Source organism: Rhodobacter maritimus, assembly GCF_058747975.1.
In genome coordinates, this window is sequence record NZ_CM179095.1 from 57,399 (window position 1) to 81,023 (window position 23,625).

General features: G+C 65.3%; 21 protein-coding genes. 15 read left to right on the forward strand and 6 right to left on the reverse strand.

Annotated elements, in window-relative coordinates; translation table 11 throughout:
• Nucleotides 1-31 precede the first annotated feature (31 nt).
• A complete protein-coding gene (locus AC4PTO_RS00235) occupies nucleotides 32-2,266 on the forward strand; it encodes a response regulator (protein ID WP_492730793.1) in 2,235 nt (744 codons plus the stop codon).
• Nucleotides 2,267-2,421: 155 nt separating this feature from the next.
• Here the strand turns inward: AC4PTO_RS00235 and recQ are convergent, their stop codons facing one another.
• On the reverse strand, nucleotides 2,422-4,470 hold the full coding sequence (gene recQ / locus AC4PTO_RS00240) for a DNA helicase RecQ (protein WP_492730794.1): 2,049 nt from the start codon (nucleotides 4,468-4,470) through the stop codon (nucleotides 2,422-2,424).
• 3 nt (nucleotides 4,471-4,473) lie between these two features.
• Nucleotides 4,474-4,767 carry a YggT family protein gene (locus AC4PTO_RS00245; protein WP_492730796.1) on the reverse strand — a complete coding sequence of 98 codons (294 nt, stop codon included), beginning with the start codon at nucleotides 4,765-4,767 and terminating at the stop codon, nucleotides 4,474-4,476.
• Between the two features lie 143 nt (nucleotides 4,768-4,910).
• On the opposite strand from AC4PTO_RS00245, the gene AC4PTO_RS00250 reads away from it, so the two are divergent.
• From AC4PTO_RS00250 to dxs, 9 genes are all read left to right on the forward strand, one after another.
• The gene (locus AC4PTO_RS00250; RefSeq protein WP_492730797.1) at nucleotides 4,911-5,447 is read left to right on the forward strand and encodes an acyl-CoA thioesterase; all 537 of its coding nucleotides are present in this window, start codon (nucleotides 4,911-4,913) and stop codon (nucleotides 5,445-5,447) included.
• An 80-nt stretch (nucleotides 5,448-5,527) separates the two neighbouring features.
• A complete protein-coding gene (locus AC4PTO_RS00255) occupies nucleotides 5,528-6,886 on the forward strand; it encodes an MFS transporter (protein WP_492730799.1) in 1,359 nt (452 codons plus the stop codon).
• Between the two features lie 31 nt (nucleotides 6,887-6,917).
• A complete protein-coding gene (mepA, locus tag AC4PTO_RS00260; protein WP_492733688.1) occupies nucleotides 6,918-7,775 on the forward strand; it encodes a penicillin-insensitive murein endopeptidase in 858 nt (285 codons plus the stop codon).
• A complete protein-coding gene (locus AC4PTO_RS00265; protein ID WP_492730800.1) occupies nucleotides 7,748-8,647 on the forward strand; it encodes an esterase-like activity of phytase family protein in 900 nt (299 codons plus the stop codon). Before mepA ends, AC4PTO_RS00265 begins: the two co-directional genes overlap by 28 nt.
• An 84-nt stretch (nucleotides 8,648-8,731) precedes the next feature.
• On the forward strand, nucleotides 8,732-9,352 hold the full coding sequence (locus tag AC4PTO_RS00270; protein ID WP_492730802.1) for a queuosine precursor transporter: 621 nt from the start codon (nucleotides 8,732-8,734) through the stop codon (nucleotides 9,350-9,352).
• Nucleotides 9,353-9,656: 304 nt separating this feature from the next.
• On the forward strand, nucleotides 9,657-10,586 hold the full coding sequence (locus tag AC4PTO_RS00275) for a histone deacetylase family protein (RefSeq protein ID WP_492730803.1): 930 nt from the start codon (nucleotides 9,657-9,659) through the stop codon (nucleotides 10,584-10,586).
• Nucleotides 10,583-10,819 (forward strand): exodeoxyribonuclease VII small subunit, encoded by a 237-nt coding sequence (locus AC4PTO_RS00280; protein WP_492730805.1) that lies wholly within the window; start codon nucleotides 10,583-10,585, stop codon nucleotides 10,817-10,819. The genes AC4PTO_RS00275 and AC4PTO_RS00280 overlap by 4 nt, the downstream gene beginning before the upstream one ends.
• Nucleotides 10,819-11,685 carry a polyprenyl synthetase family protein gene (locus AC4PTO_RS00285; RefSeq protein ID WP_492730807.1) on the forward strand — a complete coding sequence of 289 codons (867 nt, stop codon included), beginning with the start codon at nucleotides 10,819-10,821 and terminating at the stop codon, nucleotides 11,683-11,685. The genes AC4PTO_RS00280 and AC4PTO_RS00285 overlap by 1 nt, the downstream gene beginning before the upstream one ends.
• 18 nt (nucleotides 11,686-11,703) lie before the next feature.
• Complete coding sequence (dxs, locus tag AC4PTO_RS00290; RefSeq protein ID WP_492730809.1) at nucleotides 11,704-13,614, forward strand: 1-deoxy-D-xylulose-5-phosphate synthase; 1,911 nt, start codon at nucleotides 11,704-11,706, stop codon at nucleotides 13,612-13,614.
• A gap of 135 nt (nucleotides 13,615-13,749) precedes the next feature.
• On the opposite strand, the gene AC4PTO_RS00295 is transcribed toward dxs, so the two are convergent.
• Nucleotides 13,750-14,667, reverse strand: a complete 918-nt coding sequence (locus AC4PTO_RS00295; protein WP_492730812.1) for a LysR family transcriptional regulator — start codon at nucleotides 14,665-14,667, stop codon at nucleotides 13,750-13,752.
• A 131-nt stretch (nucleotides 14,668-14,798) separates the two neighbouring features.
• Between AC4PTO_RS00295 and AC4PTO_RS00300 the strand changes: the two genes are divergently transcribed.
• From AC4PTO_RS00300 to AC4PTO_RS00320, 5 genes are read left to right on the forward strand one after another with little or no spacing between them, the layout of a single operon-like run.
• Nucleotides 14,799-15,725 carry a hydroxymethylglutaryl-CoA lyase gene (locus AC4PTO_RS00300; protein WP_492730813.1) on the forward strand — a complete coding sequence of 309 codons (927 nt, stop codon included), beginning with the start codon at nucleotides 14,799-14,801 and terminating at the stop codon, nucleotides 15,723-15,725.
• Nucleotides 15,722-16,561: a sugar phosphate isomerase/epimerase family protein gene (locus tag AC4PTO_RS00305; protein ID WP_492730815.1), complete on the forward strand. Its 840-nt coding sequence runs from the start codon at nucleotides 15,722-15,724 to the stop codon at nucleotides 16,559-16,561. The genes AC4PTO_RS00300 and AC4PTO_RS00305 overlap by 4 nt, the downstream gene beginning before the upstream one ends.
• 28 nt (nucleotides 16,562-16,589) lie before the next feature.
• Nucleotides 16,590-17,996, forward strand: coding sequence for an aldehyde dehydrogenase family protein (locus AC4PTO_RS00310; protein ID WP_492730817.1), 1,407 nt, complete (start codon nucleotides 16,590-16,592; stop codon nucleotides 17,994-17,996).
• Nucleotides 17,996-19,789 carry a thiamine pyrophosphate-binding protein gene (locus tag AC4PTO_RS00315; protein WP_492730819.1) on the forward strand — a complete coding sequence of 598 codons (1,794 nt, stop codon included), beginning with the start codon at nucleotides 17,996-17,998 and terminating at the stop codon, nucleotides 19,787-19,789. The genes AC4PTO_RS00310 and AC4PTO_RS00315 overlap by 1 nt, the downstream gene beginning before the upstream one ends.
• A 22-nt stretch (nucleotides 19,790-19,811) precedes the next feature.
• The gene (locus AC4PTO_RS00320; protein ID WP_492730821.1) at nucleotides 19,812-21,698 is read left to right on the forward strand and encodes a bifunctional sugar phosphate isomerase/epimerase/4-hydroxyphenylpyruvate dioxygenase family protein; all 1,887 of its coding nucleotides are present in this window, start codon (nucleotides 19,812-19,814) and stop codon (nucleotides 21,696-21,698) included.
• 14 nt (nucleotides 21,699-21,712) lie between these two features.
• On the opposite strand, the gene AC4PTO_RS00325 is transcribed toward AC4PTO_RS00320, so the two are convergent.
• From AC4PTO_RS00325 to fghA, 3 genes are read right to left on the reverse strand one after another with little or no spacing between them, the layout of a single operon-like run.
• Nucleotides 21,713-22,330 carry an HAD family hydrolase gene (locus AC4PTO_RS00325; RefSeq protein WP_492730823.1) on the reverse strand — a complete coding sequence of 206 codons (618 nt, stop codon included), beginning with the start codon at nucleotides 22,328-22,330 and terminating at the stop codon, nucleotides 21,713-21,715.
• Entirely contained in the window at nucleotides 22,327-22,785 is a 459-nt protein-coding gene (locus AC4PTO_RS00330) for a YaiI/YqxD family protein (RefSeq protein ID WP_492730825.1), read from the reverse strand. The genes AC4PTO_RS00325 and AC4PTO_RS00330 overlap by 4 nt, the downstream gene beginning before the upstream one ends.
• Nucleotides 22,776-23,606 (reverse strand): S-formylglutathione hydrolase, encoded by an 831-nt coding sequence (gene fghA / locus AC4PTO_RS00335; RefSeq protein WP_492730827.1) that lies wholly within the window; start codon nucleotides 23,604-23,606, stop codon nucleotides 22,776-22,778. Before fghA ends, AC4PTO_RS00330 begins: the two co-directional genes overlap by 10 nt.
• Between the last annotated feature and the right edge of the window lie 19 nt (nucleotides 23,607-23,625).

Consider the following 23,625-nt stretch of genomic DNA (forward strand, 5'->3'; position numbering starts at 1 on the left):
GAATTGCGGAGGAAGGGAACCGGTGGCGGACATGGCAACCAACATCGCCGACAAGCTTGCGCAGGAACGCCGGGCCCGCCTGGCGGCCGAACGCCTGCTGGACCAGAAGCGGCGCGAGCTTTTTGCGGCCAACCAGCAGCTTGCCCTGCATGCGCAGGCCCTGTCGGACGAAATCGTGCAGCAGCGCCAGGGCCTGCAACTCGCGCTGACCGAGGCCGAATCGCTCAAGGGCGAAAACTCGCGCGTGAGGGGCGATCTGGAGCGCGCCCATTCGGTTGCGCGCATCGCGCAGCGCAGGCTCTGGGATGCGCTCGAAACCATCCGCGACGGGTTCGCGGTGTTCGATGCGGACCTGCGACTTGTTGCGGCGAATCGTGCCTACCTGTCCTTCTTCAAGGGCGAAATCGCGGTAGTTCCGGGGGTCAGCTACGATGCGGTCCTGCGGCTGATCGCGGCGCATGGCATGGTGGAGATGCAGGGCCGCGACGCGCCGGACTGGCACCATGAAATGGTGGCCCGCATCCGCAGCACGCAGATCCCGCCCTATGTCCTGCGCACCGCCGACGGGCGCCATATCAGGCTGATCGACCGATGGGCGGCAGCCGGCGATCTGGTCTGCCTTGCCCAGGACATCACCCCGATCATCGCCCGCGAGGCCGAACTGGAAGAGGCCCGCCGCAAGGCCGAGGCCGCAAGCCGCGCCAAATCGGCCTTCTTTGCCAACATGAGCCATGAGATCCGCACCCCGATGAACGGCGTGGTGTCGATGGCCGAGCTTCTGGCGCAGACCGACCTGACCGAGGATCAGCGCCTGTTCGCCGAAACGATCCGCTCTTCGGGTGATGCGCTTCTGACGATCATCAACGACGTGCTGGACTATTCGAAGATCGACGCCGAACGGCTGCGGCTTTACCCCGAGGCCTTCGATCTTGAGCGGTGCCTGCACGAGGTGATGATGCTCCTGCGGCCCTCGGCGCAGGAAAAGGGCGTGACGCTGATGATCGACTACGACATGTTCCTGCCCACGCGGTTCGTGGCCGATCCGGGGCGGATGCGGCAGATCGTGACGAACCTGCTCGGCAACGCGGTCAAGTTCACCGCCGCCGGGCATGTCCTTGTGCGCGTCGTCGGGTTCGAGAAGGCCGACGGGCGCCATGAGCTGCATGTGTCGGTCGAGGATACCGGAATCGGCATCGCGCCCGACCATGTCGAGGAGATCTTCGGAGAGTTCAATCAGGTCGAATGCGAGGCCAGCCGCCGGTATGAGGGCACCGGGCTTGGCCTTGCGATCACGCGGCGGCTGGTCGGGCTGATGGGCGGCACCCTCTGGGTCGACAGCGAGCCCGGAAAGGGCTCGTGCTTCGGATTTCGGGTCGTCGTGCCGGTGGCCGAGCCGGCGGACCCGATCGGCCAGCCGACCCCGCCGATCACGCTGCGCCGCGCGTTGGTGGTGGATGAGCTGCTGATCAACCGCGTGATCCTGGAACGCCAGCTCGAGACCTACGGCCTTGAGGTCGCCCTATGCCATTCCTGCGCCGAGGCGGCCCGGCTTCTGGATCAGGGGGCGACGTTCGACGTGATCCTGGTCGATACGGACACGTCCGGGGTGGGCGGCGCGGGCCTTGCGACGAAGCTGCACGAGATGGGGCAGGATATTCCGGTCCTTCTGCTTGGTGCCGGTGACGGCGGCGCCGAGGGCGGCATGGCCGACGGGCGCATGATCGGCCTGCACAAACCCGTCCTGCGGTCGGACCTGTTCCGCGCGCTTCAGGCGCTCTCCGCGCCCGAGGGGCCGGTCCAGCCCCCCGCCGCGCTTCCCGCCCCGCCCCTGCCCACGCCGCCGTTGCGCGCGATGCGCATCCTTGCGGCAGAGGACAACCGCACCAACCGGCTTGTCCTGCGCAAGATGGTGGAGGATTTCGATATCGAGCTGCATTTCGCGGATAACGGGCAAGAGGCGGTGGCGCTGTGGCGCAGCATCCGGCCCGACCTCATCTTCATGGATATCTCGATGCCGCGAATGGATGGCCGTGCGGCTGCGCGGGCGATCCGCGACGAAGAAAGGCGGCTTGGCGGGCATACCCCGATCTGTGCGCTAACGGCCCATGCGATGGACGATGATCACGCAGAGATCATGGCCGCGGGCATGGATCAGTGCCTGACCAAACCGCTGCGCAAAAGCGCGATCGCGGCCCGGATCGAGGAACATCGCCCGCCCGATGCGCGCCCGCCGCTTCCCGCCCCGGACCAGGCCGCGGCCCCATAAAACCCAAGCCAGATGCGTGATGGTGCGATTGGGACGGCAGCGAGACAAGTGCGTGCCGTCTTCTCGTATCGGATCGAGATATTTCCTAAGCGTTTGATCTTGTTGACGTGTTGCCCGACAAGGATGCGCTGCCGACAGATCGCCGGATCAAGCGCCTAGTCTTCGCAGATGACCGCAAGGAACGCCTCGGCAAAGCGGTCGAGCTTGGGGCCCGTCAGCCCGGTCAGCCGCTCCAGCTCCGCGCGGCTGCGCGGGCGGGCCTCGGCGATCCGGCGCAGCGTCGCGGGGCTGCAACTCAGCAGACGTCCGGTGCCGTCATCGCCGCGCGCCAGTTGCTGCTGCGTGTCGAGAAGGCGGTCGAAAAGGCTGCCAGCCGCGCGTCCGGCCAGTTTTCGCCGCGCGGGATGCATCGGCGCCGGGGCCCCCGCGATCACCGCCAGAAACGCCGCGCCATAACTTTCGAGCTTCTTCGCGCCGACCCCGTTAATCCGCGCCATCGCATCCAGCGTATCGGGGCGGGCTTGCGCCATCTCGATCAGGGTGCGGTCGGGAAAGACCACATAGGCAGGCACGCCGGCGGCCTCGGCAAGGGCGCGGCGCTTGGCCTTGAGCGCCGAAAGCAGCGGCGCGTCCTCCTCGGCCACGAGGGCGCGGATCGCGGGGCGGGCGGTGGCCTTGCGGATCAGGTCGCGGCGCAGGGTGATCTGCGCCTCGCCGCGCAGGATCGGGCGCGCGGTTTCGGTCATCACCAGCGCGCCGTGGCGCGCCGCGTCGGGGCGGATCAGGTCATGGCCCATCATCTGGCGAAACACCGCCTGCCATTGCGCGCGCGACAGATCGCGCCCCACGCCGAAGGTGGGCAGCGCGTCATGGCCGCGGGCGGTGATCTTGTCGGTGGCATTGCCCAGAAGGATCTCGATCAGGTGGCCCGCGCCGAAGCTTTCCTCGGTGCGCAGCGCGGCCGAAAGCGCCTTGCGCACGGCCTCGGTGGCGTCGAACAGCTCGGGCGGGGTGTCGCACAGATCGCAGTTCCCGCAAGGCCCGGTCGCCTCACCGAAAAAGGCCAGAAGACGCTGGCGGCGGCAGCCGGTCGCCTCGGCCAGGCCCAGAAGCGCATTCAGCCTTGCGTGATCGGCGGCCTTGCGGTCGGGGGGCGCGAGGCCCTCGTCGATCTGCGCGCGGCGCAGGCGGATATCGTCGGGGCCGTAAAGCGTGAGGGTTTCGGCGGCCGCACCGTCGCGCCCGGCGCGGCCGATCTCCTGGTAATAGCCCTCGATCGACTTGGGCAGGTCGGCATGGGCGACCCAGCGGATGTCGGGCTTGTCGATCCCCATGCCGAAGGCGATGGTCGCCACCACGATCAGCCCGTCCTCGCGCTGGAATCGCGCCTCGACCACGCGGCGGTCCTCGGGGTCCATGCCGCCGTGGTAGTGGCAGGCCGGATGGCCGTCTTCCTGAAGCGCGCGGGCAAGGGTTTCGGTCTTGGCGCGGGTGGCGCAATAGACGATGCCCGACTGCCCGCGCCGCGCGGCGGCAAAGCCCAGGATCTGGCGGCGCGGCTGGTCCTTCGGCTCGAACGCGAGGTGGATGTTCGGCCGGTCGAAGCCGCGCAGGAAGGTTTCGGGCGGGGTGCCGTCGAACAGCCGGGTGACGATCTCGGCGCGGGTTTCCTCGTCCGCGGTGGCGGTGAAGGCGGCCAGCGGCACGCCAAGCGCCTGGCGCAGCGCGCCGATGCGCAGATAGTCGGGGCGGAAATCATGGCCCCACTGGCTGACGCAATGCGCCTCGTCCACGGCGATCAGGCTGACGCCCGCGCGCCGCAGCAGGCCCAATGCCGCACCCGAGGCCAGCCTTTCGGGCGCCATGTAAAGCAGCTTCAGCCGTCCCTCGTCGATGGCGGCGAAGACCTCTTCGGTTTCCTCTTCGGTATTGCCCGAGGTCAGCGCGCCGGCCGCCACCCCGGCCGCGGCAAGCGCGCGGACCTGGTCGCGCATCAGCGCGATCAGCGGCGAGATCACCACCGTCACCCCGTCGCGGCACAGCGCCGGCAGCTGGAAGCACAGCGACTTGCCCCCGCCCGTCGGCATGATGGCCAGCGTATTGCGCCCCGCGATGACGGCGCGGACGATCTCTTCCTGGCCGGGGCGGAAGCTTTGGAAACCGAAGACCGACGCCAGAAGCGCCTCGGGCGCGGGCGGGGGCATCGCTCAGTATCCGTAGAAGAAGCCTGCATTGTTGATCAGCGCGCGCTGCGCGATGATGATCACGATGAAGGCGACCAGCGGCGCCAGGTCCAGCCCGCCGGTATTGGGCAGCATGCGCCGGATCGGGCTGTAGATCGGCTCCAGCAGGTTGTTCAGGCCATACCAGATCTGGGCGACCAGCGGCTGGCGGATATTGAGCACCTGAAAGTTGATCAGCCAGCTCAGGATGATATGGGCGATCATGATGAACCAGACGACATTCAGGATCAGGTTCAGCGCCTGAAACAGCGTGATCATGCAATACCTCCGCGCAGCAATCCGCACAGAGGTATGCCAGACGCGGCGCGCTTGCAACCGCAAGCCGCCCGCGGCCGTGCCGCAACGTTCAAGGTTGACGCCACCTGCGCGGCATTGCACCCCGGTTCCAGCAGGAGGTCGCCATGTATCCGATTGTCCGTCTGGTCAAGGAAACGCTGAAGTTTCGCAATGCGCCGCCATTGCCGATCCTGGGCACCCATGTGTCCCATCACATCTGCTGGCCTTGGGATATCGACCCGTGGATGGAGCTGAACAACGGCCGCACGCTGACCCTGTTCGACCTTGGCCGGATTCCTCTGGTCCTGCGCACCGGGCTGGTCGGGGTGTTGCGCAGGCAGGGCTGGGGCATTGCGGTGGCGGGCAACACCACGCGCTATCGCCGCCGGGTCCGGGCCTTCCAGCGCGTGGAGATGCGCAGCCGTTGCATCGGCTGGGATGCGCGGTTCATCTACATGGAGCAAAGCATGTGGCGCGGCGGGGAATGTTCCAGCCACATCCTGATCCGTGCCGCCGTCACCGGCAAGAACGGCATCGTCCCCCCGGCCGAGGTGCTGCGCGCGATGGGGCAGGACCCGCAGGGCCCCGAGCTGCCCGGCTGGGTGCAAAGCTGGATCGCGGCCGATGCCGAAAGGCCGTGGCCGCCCCTGGCCGGGGCGTGATCTCAACCCGCGCTTGCATCGGCCCGCGGTTTCGGGCTTGATCGCCCGAAAGGCCGCACAGGCGGCCGCAAGGGGGCCTGATGGTAAGCGCGCGCAAACGGATCTGGGGCTGGTATTTCTTCGACTGGGCCAGCCAGCCTTACAACACGCTGCTGATCACCTTCATCTTCGCCCCTTACATGAAAGAACTGCTCGGATCGGGCAGTGCGGCGCAGACGGTCTGGGGCTACGGTATCGGGCTGACGGGGCTTGCGATCGCGGTGATGGCGCCGTTCCTGGGGGCGGTGGCCGACAAGTCCGGCGGGCGGATCGGGTTCATCTGGATCTTCTCGGCGATGTATGTGGCCGGGGCCTGGGGGCTTTGGTATGCGGTGCCGGGCGATTTCAGCCTGACCTTCATCATGCTATCCTTCGCCATCGGCATGATCGGGATGGAATTCGCCACGACCTTCACCAACGCGATGCTGCCTGACCTGACCAGCCGCGACCAGATGGGGCGGGTTTCGGGCTCGGGCTGGGCGTTCGGTTATCTTGGGGGGATGCTGGCGCTGATCGCCATGCTTGCGCTTTTCGCCGAGAATGCCAGCGGCAGGACGCTGATCGGGATCAGCCCGATCCTTGGCCTCGACCCCGATCAGCGCGAGGGCACGCGCGCCGTGGGGCCGCTGGTTGCGCTGTGGTATGCCGTCTTCATGATCCCGTTCTTCCTGTGGGTGCGCGAAAGGCGCAGGCCCGACGCGGTTCCAGTCCGCAGCGCGATGCGCGGGGCCTGGCCCGAGCTGCGCCAGACATTGGCGCGCCTGCCCTCGAACCGCAGCCTGTTCAGCTTTCTTCTGTCCTCGATGTGCTACCGCGATGCGCTGAACGGGATCTATACGTTCGGCGGGATCTATGCGGCGGGGGTTCTGGGCTGGTCGATCATCCAGATCGGGTTGTTTGGTATTCTGGGCACGATCACTGGCGCGACCTTCGCCTGGCTTGGCGGCAAGGCGGATGACCGCTTTGGTCCCAGGGCGGTCATCATCTTTTGCGTCGTCGCGCTGACGCTTGTCGTGGTGGGGGTGGTGTTTATCTCACGCGAAAGTGTATTCGGAATTGCGGTCGGGGCGAACAGTGCCTTGCCGGATATCGCTTTTTTCGTGATGGGCGGGCTGATCGGCGCGGGTGGCGGGGCGGTGCAGTCGGCCAGCCGCACGATGATGGTGCGTCAGTCGGAACATGACAAAATCACTGAAAGTTTCGGGCTTTACGCGCTGACCGGCAAGGCCACCGCTTTTATCGCGCCGCTGTCCATCGGCTGGATGACACAGGTCTCGGACAACCAGGCCATCGGCATCACGCCGATTATCGCACTTTTCCTTCTGGGCCTGGTTTTGCTAGCCTGGGTCAACCCCGATGGACGCCCGCCGAAGGAGAAGACGACGGATGTTTTTGCATAAGCTTGTTTCTATTGCCGTCTTGCTGGTGGGGATGGGCGCGGGGCAGGTCCAGGCAGAGCAGTTGGCCCGTCACCTGTTCGGCGGCCATGCGCGCCCCTCGCAGCAGGCGCCCGCGCCGATCGGGTTCTATTCCAAGGGATGTGCGGCGGGGCTTGTGGCGCTGCCCGAAACCGGCCCGACATGGCAGGCGATGCGGCTGTCGCGCAATCGCAACTGGGGCCAGCCCGAGATGATCGCCTTCCTTCAGGATCTGTCGGTCGCCGCCACGCGGATCGGCTGGCGCGGGCTTTATATCGGCGATATCAGCCAGCCGCGCGGCGGCCCGATGACGGGCGGGCATGCCAGTCACCAGATCGGGCTGGATGCCGATATCTGGATGCTGCCCCCCCAGCGGCTGGACCTGAGCAGGGCCGCGCGCGAAAAGATCAGCTCGATCTCGATCCGCACCGCGGACCAGACCCGCGTCAATTCCAACTGGACGCCGCAGCACAAGGCGCTTTTGCGCGCCGCGGCGCTGGACCCGCGGGTGGACCGGATCTTCGTTGCCGCGGCCGCCAAGATCGACATGTGCAACTCCACCCCGCGCGGCGACCGGGGCTGGTTGCAGAAGATCCGCCCGATCTATGGGCATAACACGCATTTCCATGTGCGCCTGAAATGCCCACCCGGCGCGGGCGCCTGCGAAACGCAGACACCCTCGGTCGCCGAGCTGTCGAAGGGGCGCGACGGCTGCGACGAGACGCTGAACTGGTGGGTGACGACCTACCTTGAGGAGTTGCGCAACCCGCCCAAGCGCGCCAAGCCGAAGGGGCCGCCGCCGCGCAATGCGAAAACCTACACGCTTTCCGATCTGCCCGGGCAATGTCGCAACGTGCTCGCCTCGCGCTGACGGCGCTTGTCGGGGGGCTGGCCGCGCTTGCGCTGCCTGCCGGACCCGCCCCGCGCGCGGTCTATCTTGGCAGTTATGTCTGGAACGAACCCGCCCCCGAATTCGGCGGCTTCTCGGGCCTTGAGATCGACGCGGAGGGCACCGGCTTCACCACCGTATCAGATCGCGGCACGCTGTGGACCGGGCGGCTTTTGCGCGATGCCGGCGGACGGATTGTCGGGGTGAGTGATGTGGACGGCCCCGTGCGTCTGCGCGACAGCAAGGGAAAGCGGCTCAAGGGGCGCACCGCCGATGCCGAGGGGCTGGCCGTCGCGCGCGATGGCACGCGCTACATCTCGTTCGAGGGCATCCACCGCGTCGCGCGCTACCCGAAAGGCAGGGACGTGGCAGAGCTGATGCCCCGGCCCGAGGCGTTCAAGGCAATGCAGCTGAACTCTTCGCTCGAGGCGCTTGCGATCGACGGGGAGGGCACGCTTTACACCCTGCCCGAGCGGTCGGGGGCGACGGACCGGCCCTTTCCTGTCTACCGGTTCCGCAACGGCGCATGGGATCAGCCCTTCAGCATCCCGCGCGACGGGGCTTGGCTGGCCGTGGGCGCCGATTTCGGCCCAGACGGGCGGCTTTACCTGCTGGAGCGCGATTTCTGGGGCCTTCTGGGTTTCCTCACCCGCGTGCGCGTATTCGACCTGCGCGGTGACCGTCTCGAAGGCGGAGAGGTTCTGGTGCAGACCGGCGCCAGCCGGCACGACAACCTCGAAGGCATTGCGGTGTGGCGCGACGCGGGCGGGGCGATCCGGCTGACGCTGATCTCGGACGACAACCAGCGGTTTTTCCAGCGTACCGAATTCGTCGAGTATCGCCTGACCGATTGACACAAGGGGCGGCAGGGCGTAAGTGCGCCGCGTCCGCGCCCTATGCGGGCCAAGTCTCCGCAACCTTGTCAAAACGGATATCGCATGACCCGTCATCTTCCCGGCATTCTTGCCATGGCCGCGATCGTCGTGGCCTCGAACATCCTTGTGCAGTTCCTGTTCGGCCAATGGCTGACCTGGGGCGCTTTCACCTATCCCTTCGCCTTTCTCGTCACCGATGTGATGAACCGCGTCTATGGCCCCGCGGCCGCGCGCCGCGTGGTTGCCGCCGGTTTTGTCGTGGGAGTCATCTGTTCGCTGATCGGCACGCAGATCGTGGGCGAGTTCGGCCCGCTGGTCACGCTGCGCATCGCCCTTGCCTCGGGCAGCGCCTTCCTTGTGGCGCAGCTGATGGACGTGGCCATATTCGACCGGCTACGCGCGGGGCGCTGGTGGCGCGCGCCGCTGGTCTCGACGCTGGTCGGGGCCTCGCTCGATACCGCGATCTTCTTTTCGGTGGCCTTTTCGGCCGCGCTGATCTGGATCGAGCCGGCCAATGACGTGTCCTGGGCCAATGAGGCCGTGCCGCTTCTGGGCGCGGGTCCGCTGCTGCCGCTTTGGGTTTCGCTGGGGGTTGCGGACTGGCTTGTCAAACTTGTGCTGTCAATTGCGGCACTCGTGCCGTTCAGGGCGCTTGTCACAAAACTATCGCCAAGGGTTGCGTAAAAGTTTTTGACAAACACAAAATATGTGGCAGCCTGTGGATAACGGCAACGCAGTGAAAGGAGGTGGTCCAGTGTCTAGAGTGATATTGGAGAGAGGTGTTGGGACAGTCAGGGGGGCCGTGGCCTGAGGGCAAACCCTAAGGTAAAGAACCTTGGCTGGGACGGCGGATCGACCAGACCCTAACCGGACCATCTCCGTAGATCTCGGGGGCCGCTCGTCAGAGCGGCCCTTCTATTTTGCGCCGGGCCCGATCCCCCGTGCCGCGATGCTTGCCGACCTGCCCGGCAGGCCGTAGCCTGCGCCCATGACAACGCTTTATTTCACCCATGACGCCGGGCTGGCGCATCTGACGCCGGCGGGCCATGCCGAACAGGTCGCGCGGTTGCGCGCGGTCCACGCCGCGCTTGATGCACCTGCCTTCGCCGCGCTGGAGCGCCGCACCTGCCCCCTGGCCGACCCGGCCGAGGTGTTGCGCTGCCACCCGCAAGACCATCTGGACCGGATCGGCCAGCCCGTGGCGGAAGGAGAGGTCGTGCAGCTTGATCCCGACACGTTCCTTTCGCCCGGCTCGCTCGAGGCCGCGCTTCGCGCCGTTGGCGGGGTGAATGCGGCGGTGGATGCGGTTCTGGCGGGTCAGGCGGGCAATGCCTTCGTGGCGATGCGCCCGCCGGGCCATCACGCGGAAACCACCCGGCCGATGGGGTTTTGCCTGTTCGGCACGGCCGCGATCGCGGCGAAACGCGCGCTGGACCATCACGGGATTGCCCGCGTGGCCGTGCTGGATTTCGACGTGCATCACGGCAACGGCACGCAGGATCTTCTGTGGAACGAGCCGCGCGCCTTCTTCGCCTCGACCCATCAGATGCCGCTTTATCCCGGCACCGGCGCGGCCGGGGAAACCGGCGCGCATGGCCAGATCGTGAACGTCCCGCTTGCCCCCGGATCGAACGGCGCCGAGGGGCGGGCGGCGTGGGAGGCCATCTTGCAGCGCGCCCGCGCCTTTGCGCCCGAACTGGTCATCGTTTCGGCGGGATTCGACGCCCATCTTGCCGACCCGCTGGCCGGGCTTGAATGGCACGAGGACGATTTCACCGCCATCACCCACGCAATCTGCGACATGGCGGCGGATTGTGCCGCGCCGGTGGTCTCGACACTCGAAGGGGGATATGATTTGGAAGCCCTTGGGCGCAGTGTTGCGGCCCATGTGGCGGTGTTGATGGAGCGGGGCGGATGAGCGAAATCCAGGACATGAGTTTCGAGGACGCGATGAAAGAGCTGGAGCAGGTGGTCAGCCAGCTTGAGCGCGGCGAGGTGCCCCTCGACAAGTCCATCGCGCTTTACGAACGCGGTGCCGCGCTCAAGGCGCATTGCGCGCGGCTGCTGAAGGCCGCCGAAGAGCGGGTCGAAAAGATCACTCTGGGCGAGAACGGCCAACCGTCGGGCACCACCCCTGTCGAAGGTCTTTGATGTTTCCCGACCGGCTTTCGCAGGTTCAGTCGAAGGTGCAGGCCGCGATCGACGCGGCACTGGATGCGCTGCCCCCGGGGCCGTTGCGCGACGCGATGCGCTATGCCGCGCAGGGCGGCAAGCGCCTGCGCGCCTTTCTGGTGCTGGAAAGTGCCGCGCTGCACGGGATCGGCGACGATCAGGCCATGCCGGCCGCGGCCGCGGTGGAACTGCTGCATGCCTACAGCCTTGTGCATGACGACCTGCCCTGCATGGATGACGACGATCTGCGCCGCGGCCAGCCCACCGTGCATGTGAAATGGGACGAGGCGACGGCCGTCCTGGCGGGCGATGCGCTTCAGACCCTTGCCTTCGATCTGTGCTGCACCCCTGCGCTTGGGCCCGCCGACCGGCGCATCGCCCTTGTGGCGGCTTTGGCGCGCGCGTCGGGTGCCGCAGGGATGGTGCATGGGCAGATGCTTGATATCGCGGCGGAAACCGCCGAAGCGCCGCTTGACCTTGCGCAGATCACGGCATTGCAGGCGGGAAAGACGGGTGCGCTGATTTCCTTTGCCGCACAGGCGGGCGCGGTTCTGGCGGGGGCCGATCCCCGGCCGCTTGCCGCCTATGCCGCAGCCCTGGGGCTTGCCTTTCAGATCGCCGATGACATCCTTGACGTGGAAGGCTCGGAAGAGCTGGCCGGCAAGCGCCTTGGCAAGGATGCACAGGCGGGCAAGGCCACCTTCGTGTCGCTTCTGGGGCTGGAGGGCGCGAAGGAACGCGCCGCCGCCCTTGTGGCCGAGGCCGAGGCCGCGCTTGCCCCCTATGGCGCGCGGTCGGAAAACTTGCGGGATGCGGCGCGTTTCGTTATTGCGCGGCAGATGTAAACCGCCCTTGGAGGGCAGATGGACGCGAAGCCGAAAACCCCGATCCTCGACCGTGTGAAGCTGCCCTCGGACATGAAGGCGCTGAGCGACCGCGAGCTGAAAAGCCTTGCCGACGAATTGCGCGCCGAAACCATCGCCGCGGTCTCCGTCACCGGCGGGCATCTTGGCGCGGGGCTTGGCGTGGTGGAACTGACTGTGGCGCTGCATGCGGTTTTCGATGCCCCGCGCGACAAGATCATCTGGGATGTCGGCCACCAGTGCTACCCCCACAAGATCCTGACGGGCCGGCGCGACAGGATCCGCACCCTGCGCAGCAAGGGCGGCCTGTCGGGCTTTACCAAGCGCTCCGAAAGCCCCTATGACCCGTTCGGTGCGGGCCACAGCTCCACCTCGATCTCGGCCGGGCTCGGCTTTGCCATGGCACGCGAGCTGGGCGGCGATCCGGGCGACGCGATCGCAGTGATCGGCGATGGCGCAATGAGCGCGGGCATGGCCTTCGAGGCGCTGAACAATGCAGGCCACCTGGGCAAACGGCTTTTTGTGGTGCTGAACGACAATGAGATGTCGATCGCGCCGCCGGTCGGTGCGCTGTCAAGCTATCTCACGCGGCTTTATACCGAAGGCCCGTTCCAGGATCTGCGCGCCGCGGCCAAGGGGGCGGTCAGCCTCTTGCCCGAACCGTTTCAGGAAGGCGCGCGCCGGGCCAAGGAAATGCTCAAGGGCATGGCCGTCGGCGGAACCCTGTTCGAGGAGCTGGGCTTCACCTATGTCGGCCCCGTGGACGGGCATGATCTCGACCAGCTCCTGCCGCTTCTGCGCACGCTGAAGGCGCGCGCTACCGGGCCGATGCTGATCCATGTGGTGACGAAGAAGGGCAAGGGCTATGCCCCGGCCGAAAAACGCGCCGACAAGGGGCACGCGACCGCGCGCTTCGACGTGGTGACGGGCGCGCAGGTCAAGACGCCGACGAACGCGCCGTCCTATACCAGGGTCTTCGCCGAAAGCCTGATGCGCCTGGCAGAGACCGACGACAAGATCGTTGCGGTTACCGCCGCGATGCCGGACGGCACCGGGCTCAACCTTTTCGCAGAGCGATTCCCGCGCCGCTGCTTCGATGTGGGGATCGCCGAGCAGCACGCCGTGACCTTCTCGGCCGGTCTTGCCGCGGGCGGGATGAAACCCTTCTGCGCGCTCTATTCGACCTTCCTGCAACGCGGATACGATCAGGTCGTGCATGACGTGGCGATCCAGCGCCTGCCGGTGCGCTTTGCGATCGACAGGGCCGGGCTGGTCGGGGCCGATGGCGCCACCCATGCCGGCGCCTATGACGTGGCCTTCCTTGCCAACCTGCCCGGTTTCGTCGTCATGGCCGCCGCGGACGAGGCCGAGCTGGTTCATATGGTCGCCACCGCCGCCGCGCTGGACGATCGTCCCTCGGCCTTCCGCTATCCGCGTGGCGAGGGCTCGGGCGTCGAGATGCCGGAAACCGGTACCCCCCTCGAGATCGGCCGCGGCCGGATCATCGCCGAGGGCGGCCGGGTTGCGATCCTGTCCTTCGGAACCCGCCTGGCCGAGGTTCTCAAGGCGCGCGAAGCGCTTGCCGCACGCGGCCTTGCCCCGACGGTGGCTGATGCGCGCTTTGCAAAACCCCTCGACCGCGACCTGATCCTGCGCCTCGTGCGGGAGCATGAGGCCTTGATCTGTGTCGAAGAGGGCGCGGTCGGGGGCTTCGGCTCGCATGTCGCGCAATTGCTCTCTGACGAGGGCATCTTTGACCGCGGGTTCAAGTTCCGCTCGATGGTCCTGCCCGACACTTTCATCGACCATGCGTCGCCCGAAGACATGTATGCCGCCGCCGGCATGAACGCCCCGGAAATCGAGGCGAAAGTGCTCGAGGTTCTGGGCGTCGTCGTGGCGAAACGCGCCTGAGCGTGCGTTTGCGCCCAGCCGGGGACGCTCCGCGGGGGATATTTATTTCTCTGAAGAAACGATGCGCGCTTTTTCAGAGCCTCAAATATCCCCGCCGGAGGCTTCCGAGCCCGCCGCTTCGAAACCTGCTGGGTTTCATGCGGGCCTTTGGCCTAGGCGCGAAAGCGTGACCTTTTCCATTTCCATCTGCAAATGCTTGATCAATGCGTCTGCAAAGATCGAGCGAGGCGCTTCGGCGCTGACGATCGCGTAATTGCGGAAAGTCACAGGTTTTGCCAAGGGGCGGATGACGACCCCTGGCAAGACCTGATCGAGAACGGAGAACGCGTCGATCACGGCAGCGCCAAGTCCCTGACCGACAAGCGCGATCAAGGTTTGGCCGAAGCGCGCCTCGATCGAGAAATCCACTGCAAGGCCCGCGTTCTCGAAGGGGCGTGCAAGAATTGCGCCATATGGGTCGGTTCGGGCTATGCCAATTATCGGAAAGGTTGCGATATCCTCAATGGCAACCTCAGTCTCTGTTTCCAGCGGATGGCCTGCCGGGATAAGCGCGACCAGTTGGTTCGTGCCGATCGGTTTGGAAATCAGGCTCGGGTGATCGATCTTGTAGGAGTTCGCCACAAGTTCGCCCCTCTGCAGAAGCAAGTAGTCGATTGATTCCTCGATCTTCACCTGGTTGATGGTCATCCTGAGGTCAGGGAACGCGTTCTTCAGGCGGCGCACGGCCAGTGGCAGGACCCGCTGGCCGATGGAGGGGACCGAGGCGAAGGCGAAAAGCCGGTTCTCGCCGCGCTTCAGCATTTTGATCGAATCCTGAAGATGTTCGACCTTCGAGAAGACCTCGTTGATCTGGCTGAAGATGCCACGGGCATCGTCTGTCGGGGCGAACCGGCCATGGGCGCGCGAGAAAAGACGAAGGCCGAGCTGGCTTTCGGTGTGTTTCATGACCCGGCTGATGCCGGGCGCGGAAATTCCCAGCAGTTCCGCCGCGCCCTTGACGGTTCCGGTAAGCAGGATCGCCCGGATGATCTCGATCTGGCGAAGGGTAAGCATGGGTCCGGTCCAATTGGCTATGCTTCATAAATTAACATTTAGGCAACTACTACGCCAATACTGATATTCGACGTTATGATTTGTAATGCGTATTTTCCTTCAAGCCCCGTTGCGGGCAAGGGAGGAACGCAATGTTTGACCTTCAGGGTGATGTCCTGATCGAGGACGAGTTCCTTCGCGACGGTTTGCAGAACGAAAAGCACCTGTTCTCTGTGGAACAGAAGCTGGATTTTCTGGCCGCGATAGAGGCGGTAGGCGTCCGGCGTATCCAGGTGGGCAGTTTCGTGCATCCCAAGTGGGTGCCGCAGATGGCCGATACCGATGTGCTTTTCGAACGGATCACGCCCCGGGCCGGCGTCACCTATTCGGCTCTTGTGTTGAACAAGGCAGGGCTTGAGCGGGCGCTTGGTGTTGGCGTGAAGCATCTGTCGATCTCGATCTCGGCCTCCGAGACGCATTCGATGAAGAACACCAACCGCACCGTGGACGAGGCGCGCGCCGCCATCAGGCCGACGATCGAGCGCGCCTTGTCGGAAGGCGTGCAGGTGCGTGCGGGGATCCAGTCCGCGCTGGGCTGCGGCTTCGAAGGCCGGATCGACCCTGCCCGTGTCGTCGATATCGCGCGCAGCTTTTCCGATCTGGGTGTGGACGAGATCAATGTCGCCGATACGGCGGGTCTTGCGAATCCCGCGCAGGTCTTTGCGCTGTGCCGCAGGCTGCGTGACGTGGTTGCGCCGGGGATCGGACTGTCGCTGCATTTGCATGACACGCGGGGGTTGGGCCTGGCCAACATGCTTGCCGGGCTTCAGGCTGGGGTCCGCACCTTCGATGCAGCAATGGGTGGACTTGGCGGTTGCCCGTTCATTCCGAAGGCCGCGGGAAATATCGCAACCGAGGATGCGGCGTTCCTTTGCGCCCAGATGGGTCTGGAAACGGGAATCGACTGGAAGGCCTTCGCCGGACCTGTCGCCAGGGCGGAGGCGTCGCTTGGGCGGGTGCTGCCCGCCAAGGCCAGTCACGTATTGCTGCCGCCTTGGGAAATGGAGGTCGTGGCATGACCCATCGCTTTGCGCTTTCCTATCTGACGGTGCCGGGCGTCACGCCGCCGGAGCAGACCTATCTGGCCGCGCGCGCAGGCTATGACATGGTCAGCTATCGCTTGTTCCACCTTGGTGTCGCGGGCGAGCCCGACGTCGACCCGGTTTCGCCGCAGATCATCCGCGAGACGAAAGCGGCGCTTGCCGCGACGGGGCTTGCGTGCTTCGACATCGAGCTGATGCGCATCCTGCGCTCGATCCAGCCCAGGGATTTCGTGCCCGCCTTCGAGGCGGGGGCGGAACTGGGGGCCAGACAGGTTATCTGCTCGGCTTGGACCGATGTGCGCAACGACCGAGCCTTCATTGTCGAGCGGTTCCAGGAAATCTGTGATCTGGCGCGGCCGTTCGGCCTGACCGTCAACCTTGAATTTCCCGCCTTCTCCCGCCTTTCGTCGCTGGATGACTGTGTCGAGATCCTGGAGTTGTCGCGTGCGGCCAACCAGGGGCTTCTGGTCGATACGCTCTACATGCATTTCAACAAGACGCCGCTTTTTGCGCTCGAACGTGTGCCGGAAGAGTGGATCAACTTCATGCATATCTGCGATGCCGACGACGTGGCCTATACCAAGGACGCGATGATCCATACCGCCCGCGATGCGCGGCTTTATCCGGGCGAGGGGGCGATCGACTTTTCGGCGATCAGCTACATGTTCCCCGACCTGCCGCTTGCGATCGAATTGCCGAATGCCGCGCGATCTGCGGCCTATGGCCACGAGGAACACGCCCGGCGCTGCGTTGCTGCCGCCCGCGCCGTCCTGAATCCTGGAATGCAATCCCGAAATGGAACGAAGGGCTGAAAGGCCCGTCGAGAGGAGGAAACAGCTTATGGCCCGTGATCTTACGGACAACGAAATCGCGACGATCGACGAGATGGTCGCCCGCGCCCGCAAGGCGATGGAGCAGATCGCCAATTGGGATCAGGCGCAGGTCGACCGGCTTGCACGCGCGATCGGCTGGCATTGTGGCAACGAAAAGACCTTCGTTCGCATCGCGCAGAAGGGGGTCGACGAAAGCGGTATCGGCGATCGTGCTGGTCGTGCGGGCAAGCGGTTCAAGGTGCTTGGTGTCCTGCGCGATGCGTTGCGTGGAAAATCGGTAGGCATCATCGAGGAGGACAAGGCGAAGGGCCTGACCAAGATTGCCAAGCCCGCCGGTGTCATCGCCTCGCTGATCCCCACGACGAATCCCGAGCTGACCCCGCCGGTGACCGGCATCTATGCCGCCAAGTGCAAGGACGCAGTGATCTTCTCGCCGCATCCGCGCGCCAAGGAGACCACGAACGAGATGGTCGAGGTAATGCGCCATGCCTGCCGCCTGGTCGGTGCGCCCGAAGACCTCTTCCAATGCGTGCGCAAGCCTTCCATCCCGGGCACGAACTACCTCATGGCGCAATGCGACCTGACGTTGGCAACCGGCGGCAAGCCGATGGTGCAAGCCGCCTACTCCTCGGGCAAGCCCGCCTATGGCGTTGGCGCCGGCAACTCGACCATGGTGATCGACGAGACCGCCGACATTGCCGAGGCCGCCGCGAATTCGCGCCAGTCGAAGATGTCGGATTTCGGGTCAGGATGCTCGGCCGATGGCAACCTTGTCATCGTCGACGCGGTCTATGACCAGATGAAAGCCGCGCTGATCGCCGAGGGTGGCTATTTGTGCTCGCCCCAGGAGAAGGAGTTGCTGAAGAAGGCGCTTTGGAACGACGATGGCTCGCGCAAGATCGAGACGGTGGCCGTCGCCGCAAAGGTGATCGCCGATGTCGCCGGGTTTGACCTGCCCGAAGACCGGAAGTTTCTGATGGTCGAACAGGATCAGATCGGGCCGGACCACTTCTTCAGCAAGGAGAAGCTGTCGGTCACCATGGCGCTTTACCGCGCGAAGGATTTTGACGATGCGCTGCGCATGGTGCGCGAGATCTACGAGGTCGGCGGCAAGGGCCATTCCTGCGGCATCTACTCCTTCGACGAAGACCGCATCCTGCGTCACGCGCAGAACGCACCGGTCAGCCGCGTGATGGTGCGCCAGCCGCAGTCGAAGGCCAATGCGGGCAGTTTCTCGAACGGCATGCCGATGACCTCGTCACTGGGCTGCGGCATCTGGGGCGGCAATATCACCAACGAGAACGTGAGCCTGAAGCATTACATGAACGTCACCTGGGTGGCGCGCCCGATCCCGGAGGACCGGCCTTCGGACGCAGAGCTGTTCGGCGAGTTCTACAACACGGAGGTGCTGTGATGCCCCGCGACCTGACCGGCAACAAGGATCTGATGGCCCCCCAGATGGTGCGCTATCTGGAGGCGCGCGGGGTCGAGCATATCTTCGGCCTGTGCGGGCACACCAATATCGCCGTGCTGTCGGCACTGGCGAATTCGAAGATCAAGTTCGTGAACGTTCGTCACGAACAGATCAGCGCCCATGCGGCCGACGGTTATGCCCGTGTGACGGGCAAGGCCTCGGTCCTCTTGTCGCACCTGTCGCCCGGCCTGACCAATGCCGCGACGGGTGTGGCCAATGCCGCACTCGACTGCATTCCCATGGTGGTGATCGCGGGCGATATTCCCAGCTACTACTATGGCCGCCATCCGCACCAGGAGGTGAACCTGCATGCCGATGCCAGCCAGTACGAGATCTACCGCCCCTTCGTGAAGCGTGCCTGGCGGGTCGATACCGCCGAGTTGCTGCCCGAGATCCTGGAAAAGGCCTTCCTTCTGGCGGAAAGCGGCCAGCCCGGCCCGGTGCTGGTGAACGTGCCGATGGACATCTTCTCGGCCGAGGTCGATGTCGCGCTATGGGACCGGCTGAAAGCCAACACAAAGGCGCTGACCAAGCCCTCGATCGATGACGAGACCGCGCGGGCGATCATCTCTCGCCTCGCCGATGCGCAATCTCCGGTGATCTATGCCGGCGGCGGCGTGGCATTGGCGCGGGCCTATGACGAGCTGGTCGAATTCGTCGATCACATGCAGATCCCCGTCACCCATTCCCTGATGGGCAAGGGCGTGGTGCCCGACGATCATCCGCTGGTCCTTGGCATGACCGGCTTCTGGGGGATGAAGTTCACCAACGAACAAACGCTGGGCGCGGACTGGATCCTTGGCCTTGGCACCCGCTTCAAGGAGGCGGATTGTTCCAGCTGGTATCCCGAATACACCTTCAACATCGGTGAGGGCGGCTCGAAGCTTATCCATATCGACATCGAACCGCAGGAAATCGGCCGCAACTACCCGACCGAGATCGGCGTGGTCGCCGATCTGAAATCCGCGCTGAAGGTGCTGAACCGGGTGGCGAAGGAAATGCTGCCGGGCGGGCGCAAGGCCAAAGGCCTTACCGAGAGGATCGCTGCCGAGCGCAAGGCGTTTGCCGAGAAGAACAGCGCGATGCAGACCTCGGACGCTTTCCCGATGATGCCCGAGCGTATCCTGGCCGAGCTGCGTGCCGCGATGCCGCGCGATGCGATCCTGACCTCGGATGTGGGCTGGAACAAGAACGGTGTGGCGCAGCAGTTCGACATCCTGACGCCTGGCTCGATCCTCATTCCTGGCGGTTTCGCGACGATGGGCTTCGGGCCGCCTGCGGCCCTTGGTGCCAAGATCGCGGCACCCGGCCGTGTGGTGATCTCGCTGGTCGGTGACGGTGGCTTCGGGCAGAACCCGGCCATGCTTGCCACCGCGGCGGAAGAGAGGCTTGGCGTTGTCTGGGTCATCATGAACAACAACGCCTACGGCACCATCGCCGGGTTGCAAAAGGCCAATTACGGACTGACCCACGGCACGGTCTTCCCGAAGGCGGCAAGCCCGATGGAACAGACACCGGACTACGCCACGATCGCACGCGCCTATGGTTGCGAAGGCGTACGCATCGGATCGGCCGCCGAGTTCCGCCCCGCGCTGGAAGCCGCGATCGCCAGCGGACGACCGACGGTCATCGACGTGGCGATGATCAACAACCCCACGCCGACCTCGGGACACTGGAACATCCTGGACATCTATTCGCCCGAGGGTAACGCGGGCCATGTGTCCACGGACTAGTCAGTAACAGAAAGGGCTGCATATGAAGACCTCTATCGCGACCATATCCATTGCCGGAGATCTGCGCGACAAGCTGACCGCCATCGCCAAGGCCGGTTTCGACGGGGTGGAGATCTTCGAGCAGGACTTTGTCATCTATGACGGCGCCCCCCGCGATGTGGGCGCGCTTGTCGCCGATCATGGGCTGAAGATCGACCTGTTCCAGCCCTTCCGCGATTTCGAGGGACTGGCCGGTGCCGCGCGGCTTCGGGCCTTCGATCGGGCGGAACGCAAGTTCGACCTGATGGAAGAACTGGGCACCGACCTGCTTCTGGTCAGCTCGACCACCAGCCCCGAGGCCCTGGGCGGCATCGACCGGATCGCGGCTGATTTCGGGGAGCTGGGCGAAAGGGCCGCAAAACGGGGCCTGCGGATCGGCTATGAGGCGGTTGCCTGGGGCCGCCATGTGACCGATTTCCGCGATGCCTGGGAAGTGGTGCGCCGCGCAGGCAACGCCAATGTCGGGCTGATCCTCGACAGCTTCCATACGCTGGCCGCCGGCGTCGACCCCGAGCCGATCCGCGCCATTCCGGGTGACCGCATCTTCCACGTCCAGTTTTCGGATGCGCCGATGATCGGGATGGACGTGCAATACCTGTCGCGGCATTTCCGCTGCATGCCCGGCGAGGGCGACTTGCCGGTGCTTGATTTCGCACGGGCGGTCATGGCGACGGGCTATGCCGGGGCGATGAGCATTGAGATCATGAACGACCAGTTTCGTGGTGGCGTGCCACGGATCATTGCCGCCGACGGGCATCGTTCGCTGATCTATCTGATGGACCAGGTGCGCCGGGCCGAGCCCGACCGGCGGACGGATCTTCCGGTTCTTCCCCCGCGGTCGCGTGCCGAAGGGATCGAGTTTGTCGAGTTCACAGCAAACCCGGCCGAGGCCGAAACCCTTGGAGCCATGCTGCACGAGCTGGGTTTCAGCAGGACCGGCCAGCATGTCTCCAAACAGGTGAGCCTGTGGCAGCAGGGCGATATCAAGCTTGTCATCAATTGTGAGCAGGAGGGTTTTGCCCATTCGGCCTATGTCATGCACGGCACCAGTGTCTGCGATATCGGGCTTATGGTGGGCGATGCCGCGGCAACGGTCGAACGGGCGCAGGCGCTTGGCGCGAACGTCTTTCGTCAGAGCCACGGCGCGGAAGAGTTCGACATCCCTGCCGTTCGGGGCGTGGGTGGTTCGGTGCTCCACTTCCTTGACCGAACCTCGGAACTGGCCGAGGTCTGGAGCAGGGAGTTCAAGGCAACCGCAGGGCGCGTCGGGGGGGCGGGACTGACCCGGATCGACCATATCGCGCAGACCATGAACTACGACGAGATGCTGACCTGGACCCTGTTCTACCAGTCGATCTTCGATGTGGACCGGACGCCCATCGTCGATGTGGCCGACCCCGGCGGGCTGGTGCATTCGCGGGCGATACAATCGCCGGACGGCAAGCTTCGGATCACCATGAACGGGGTTGAGACCCACCGCACCTTTGCCGGCCGTTTCATGGCCGACAGTTTCGGGTCTTCCGTGCAGCACATCGCCTTCGCGACCGACGATATCGTCGCCACTTCCGAACGGTTGGCGCAGTCGGGGTTCAAGGCGTTGCCGATCTCTGAGAACTACTATCTCGATCTCGTCACGCGTTTCGATCTGGAGAATGCGTTCGTCGCGGTCCTGCGCAGCCATAACCTGCTTTATGACGAGGATCGCAGCGGAGCCTATCTACAGCTTTACTCGCCGCCCTACGGAGAGGGGTTCTTTTTCGAGATCATCGAGCGGCGGGGCGCTTATGCCGGATACGGGGCGGCAAATGCCTCATACCGGACGGCCGCCCAGAAGCGGCTTACCCGGCCCGATGGCGTCCCGCGCAGGTAAACGCGCCGCAGGCCTCAGCCCGCCGCGTCCCGCGCAAGAAGCCCCTCGGCCACAAGGCGGTCGGCGAAACCCGCGGGCCCGGTGAAGTGATGGGTTTGCCAGCCGCGGGCCCTTGCGGCCGCGATATTGTCGGCCCGGTCGTCGGTGAACAGCAGCGCGGCGGGCGGCAGGCCGCAATCCTCTTCGACCATCTCGTAGATCCGCGCCTCGGGCTTGATCACCCCCATATGGCCCGAGACATAGGCACGGTCGAATTCAAGCAGGAAGGGATAGAAGCCGGTGGCATAGGCAAAGCTCTCGATGCCGAAATTGGTCAGTGCGAAGACGGGCACGCCGCGGGCCTGAAGGGCCTTCATCAGCCGCAGGGACTGCGGAATGACGGGGGCGGCCATGCTGATCCAGTCGTCATACCACAGGCGGATCCGGTCGCGCCATTCGGGGTAACGCTCGGCCCATTCGTAGATCGTGTCGCGGAAGGGGCCGCCACGGTCGATCACGTCGTTCATGCCGTGCAGGTCGACCTCGGCGAACATGCGGGCGCGGTCGGCCGGGTCCATCAGCGTGTCATAATGCCGTTCGGGTTGCCATTCGATCAGCACGTTTCCGATGTCGAAGATGACCGCCTGGATCATTTGACCTCTCTTTGTGCGGCGCGCGCCACCCGGTCGAGCGCGTCGAGAAAGCGGGCGCGATCGGCCTTGCCGAAGCTTTTGCCGCCGCCGGTGCGGAACGGGTCCGCGCTGCGCAGATCCGCCATCAGGTCGCGCGTGGCCAGAACGTTGCCGATATTGGCGGGGGTCAGCACCTCGCCGTCATGCTTGAGCACGCGGGCGCCGGCCGCGACGCATTTCGCGGCTAGGGGGATGTCGCCCGTCACCACCACGTCGCCCGGACCGGCCCGCTCGGCGATCCATTTGTCGGCCTCGTCCGGGCCCTGGGGAACATAGACCATTTCCACCAGCGGGTTGGCCGAGGGGCGCAGCCCCCCGTTCGAGACGATCAGCAGGCGGATGCCAAGCCGGGTCGCCACGCGTTCGGCCTCGGCCTTGACCGGGCAGGCATCGGCATCGAGATAGATCACCGCCAAAGCGCCTCGGCATGGAAGGCGACATGTTCGGCGATGAAGCTGGTCACGAAGAAATAGCTGTGATCGTAGCCTTGCTGCATGCGGAAGGCGCCGGGCTGGCGCCGGGCGGCCATGGCGGCGGCAAGCGCCTCGGGGCGGAGCAGGTCGAGGAACTGGTCCTGCGCGCCCTGGTCGATCAGCACCTCGCCGTCGAAGCCTTCGGTCTGCATCAGATGGGTGGCGTCGTGGGCCAGCCATGCGCCCTCATCCGGGCCAAGATAGGCCGCAAGCTGTTTGCGGCCCCAGTCCGAGCGTGTCGGCTGCGCGATCGGCGCGAAGGCCGAAACCGAGCGGTAGCGCCCCGGCAGCCCCATCGCCAGCGTCAGCGCCCCGTGCCCGCCCATGGAATGGCCGGTGATGGCCTGCCGGTCCTCGTCGATCGGGAAGGCGGCGGTGACGATGCGAGGAAGCTCCTGAGCCACATAGTCCCACATGGCGAAATGCGGCGCCCAGGGCGCCAGGGTCGCGTTGACGTAGAACCCCGCACCCTGGCCCAGATCATAGGCGTCGTCATCGGCCACGCCCTCGCCGCGCGGCGAGGTGTCCGGGAAGATCAGCGCAAGACCATGCTCGGCCGCCCAACGCTGCGCGCCTGCCTTGACCATCGCGTTTTCATGCGTGCAGGTCAGGCCCGACAGATACCACAGAACCGGCACCGGGCTGCGATCGGCCTCTTCGGGCAAAAACAGGCCGAAGGTCATCTCGGTTCCGGTGGCCTCGGAGCGGTGGGCATAGACACCCTGGACGCCCCCGAAGCAGCGGTTCTCGGAAATCGTGCGCATCGCAGTATTCTCCTGTTCG

Coding starts and splice junctions, on each gene's coding strand:
- AC4PTO_RS00235 (WP_492730793.1), top strand. CDS start 32: ATGGCAACCAACATCGCCGACAAGCTTGCGCAGGAACGCCGGGCCCGC.
- recQ (WP_492730794.1), bottom strand. CDS start 4,470: ATGCCCCCGCCCGCGCCCGAGGCGCTTCTGGCGTCGGTCTTCGGTTTC.
- AC4PTO_RS00245 (WP_492730796.1), bottom strand. CDS start 4,767: ATGATCACGCTGTTTCAGGCGCTGAACCTGATCCTGAATGTCGTCTGG.
- AC4PTO_RS00250 (WP_492730797.1), top strand. CDS start 4,911: ATGTATCCGATTGTCCGTCTGGTCAAGGAAACGCTGAAGTTTCGCAAT.
- AC4PTO_RS00255 (WP_492730799.1), top strand. CDS start 5,528: ATGGTAAGCGCGCGCAAACGGATCTGGGGCTGGTATTTCTTCGACTGG.
- mepA (WP_492733688.1), top strand. CDS start 6,918: ATGGGCGCGGGGCAGGTCCAGGCAGAGCAGTTGGCCCGTCACCTGTTC.
- AC4PTO_RS00265 (WP_492730800.1), top strand. CDS start 7,748: ATGTCGCAACGTGCTCGCCTCGCGCTGACGGCGCTTGTCGGGGGGCTG.
- AC4PTO_RS00270 (WP_492730802.1), top strand. CDS start 8,732: ATGACCCGTCATCTTCCCGGCATTCTTGCCATGGCCGCGATCGTCGTG.
- AC4PTO_RS00275 (WP_492730803.1), top strand. CDS start 9,657: ATGACAACGCTTTATTTCACCCATGACGCCGGGCTGGCGCATCTGACG.
- AC4PTO_RS00280 (WP_492730805.1), top strand. CDS start 10,583: ATGAGCGAAATCCAGGACATGAGTTTCGAGGACGCGATGAAAGAGCTG.
- AC4PTO_RS00285 (WP_492730807.1), top strand. CDS start 10,819: ATGTTTCCCGACCGGCTTTCGCAGGTTCAGTCGAAGGTGCAGGCCGCG.
- dxs (WP_492730809.1), top strand. CDS start 11,704: ATGGACGCGAAGCCGAAAACCCCGATCCTCGACCGTGTGAAGCTGCCC.
- AC4PTO_RS00295 (WP_492730812.1), bottom strand. CDS start 14,667: ATGCTTACCCTTCGCCAGATCGAGATCATCCGGGCGATCCTGCTTACC.
- AC4PTO_RS00300 (WP_492730813.1), top strand. CDS start 14,799: ATGTTTGACCTTCAGGGTGATGTCCTGATCGAGGACGAGTTCCTTCGC.
- AC4PTO_RS00305 (WP_492730815.1), top strand. CDS start 15,722: ATGACCCATCGCTTTGCGCTTTCCTATCTGACGGTGCCGGGCGTCACG.
- AC4PTO_RS00310 (WP_492730817.1), top strand. CDS start 16,590: ATGGCCCGTGATCTTACGGACAACGAAATCGCGACGATCGACGAGATG.
- AC4PTO_RS00315 (WP_492730819.1), top strand. CDS start 17,996: ATGCCCCGCGACCTGACCGGCAACAAGGATCTGATGGCCCCCCAGATG.
- AC4PTO_RS00320 (WP_492730821.1), top strand. CDS start 19,812: ATGAAGACCTCTATCGCGACCATATCCATTGCCGGAGATCTGCGCGAC.
- AC4PTO_RS00325 (WP_492730823.1), bottom strand. CDS start 22,330: ATGATCCAGGCGGTCATCTTCGACATCGGAAACGTGCTGATCGAATGG.
- fghA (WP_492730827.1), bottom strand. CDS start 23,606: ATGCGCACGATTTCCGAGAACCGCTGCTTCGGGGGCGTCCAGGGTGTC.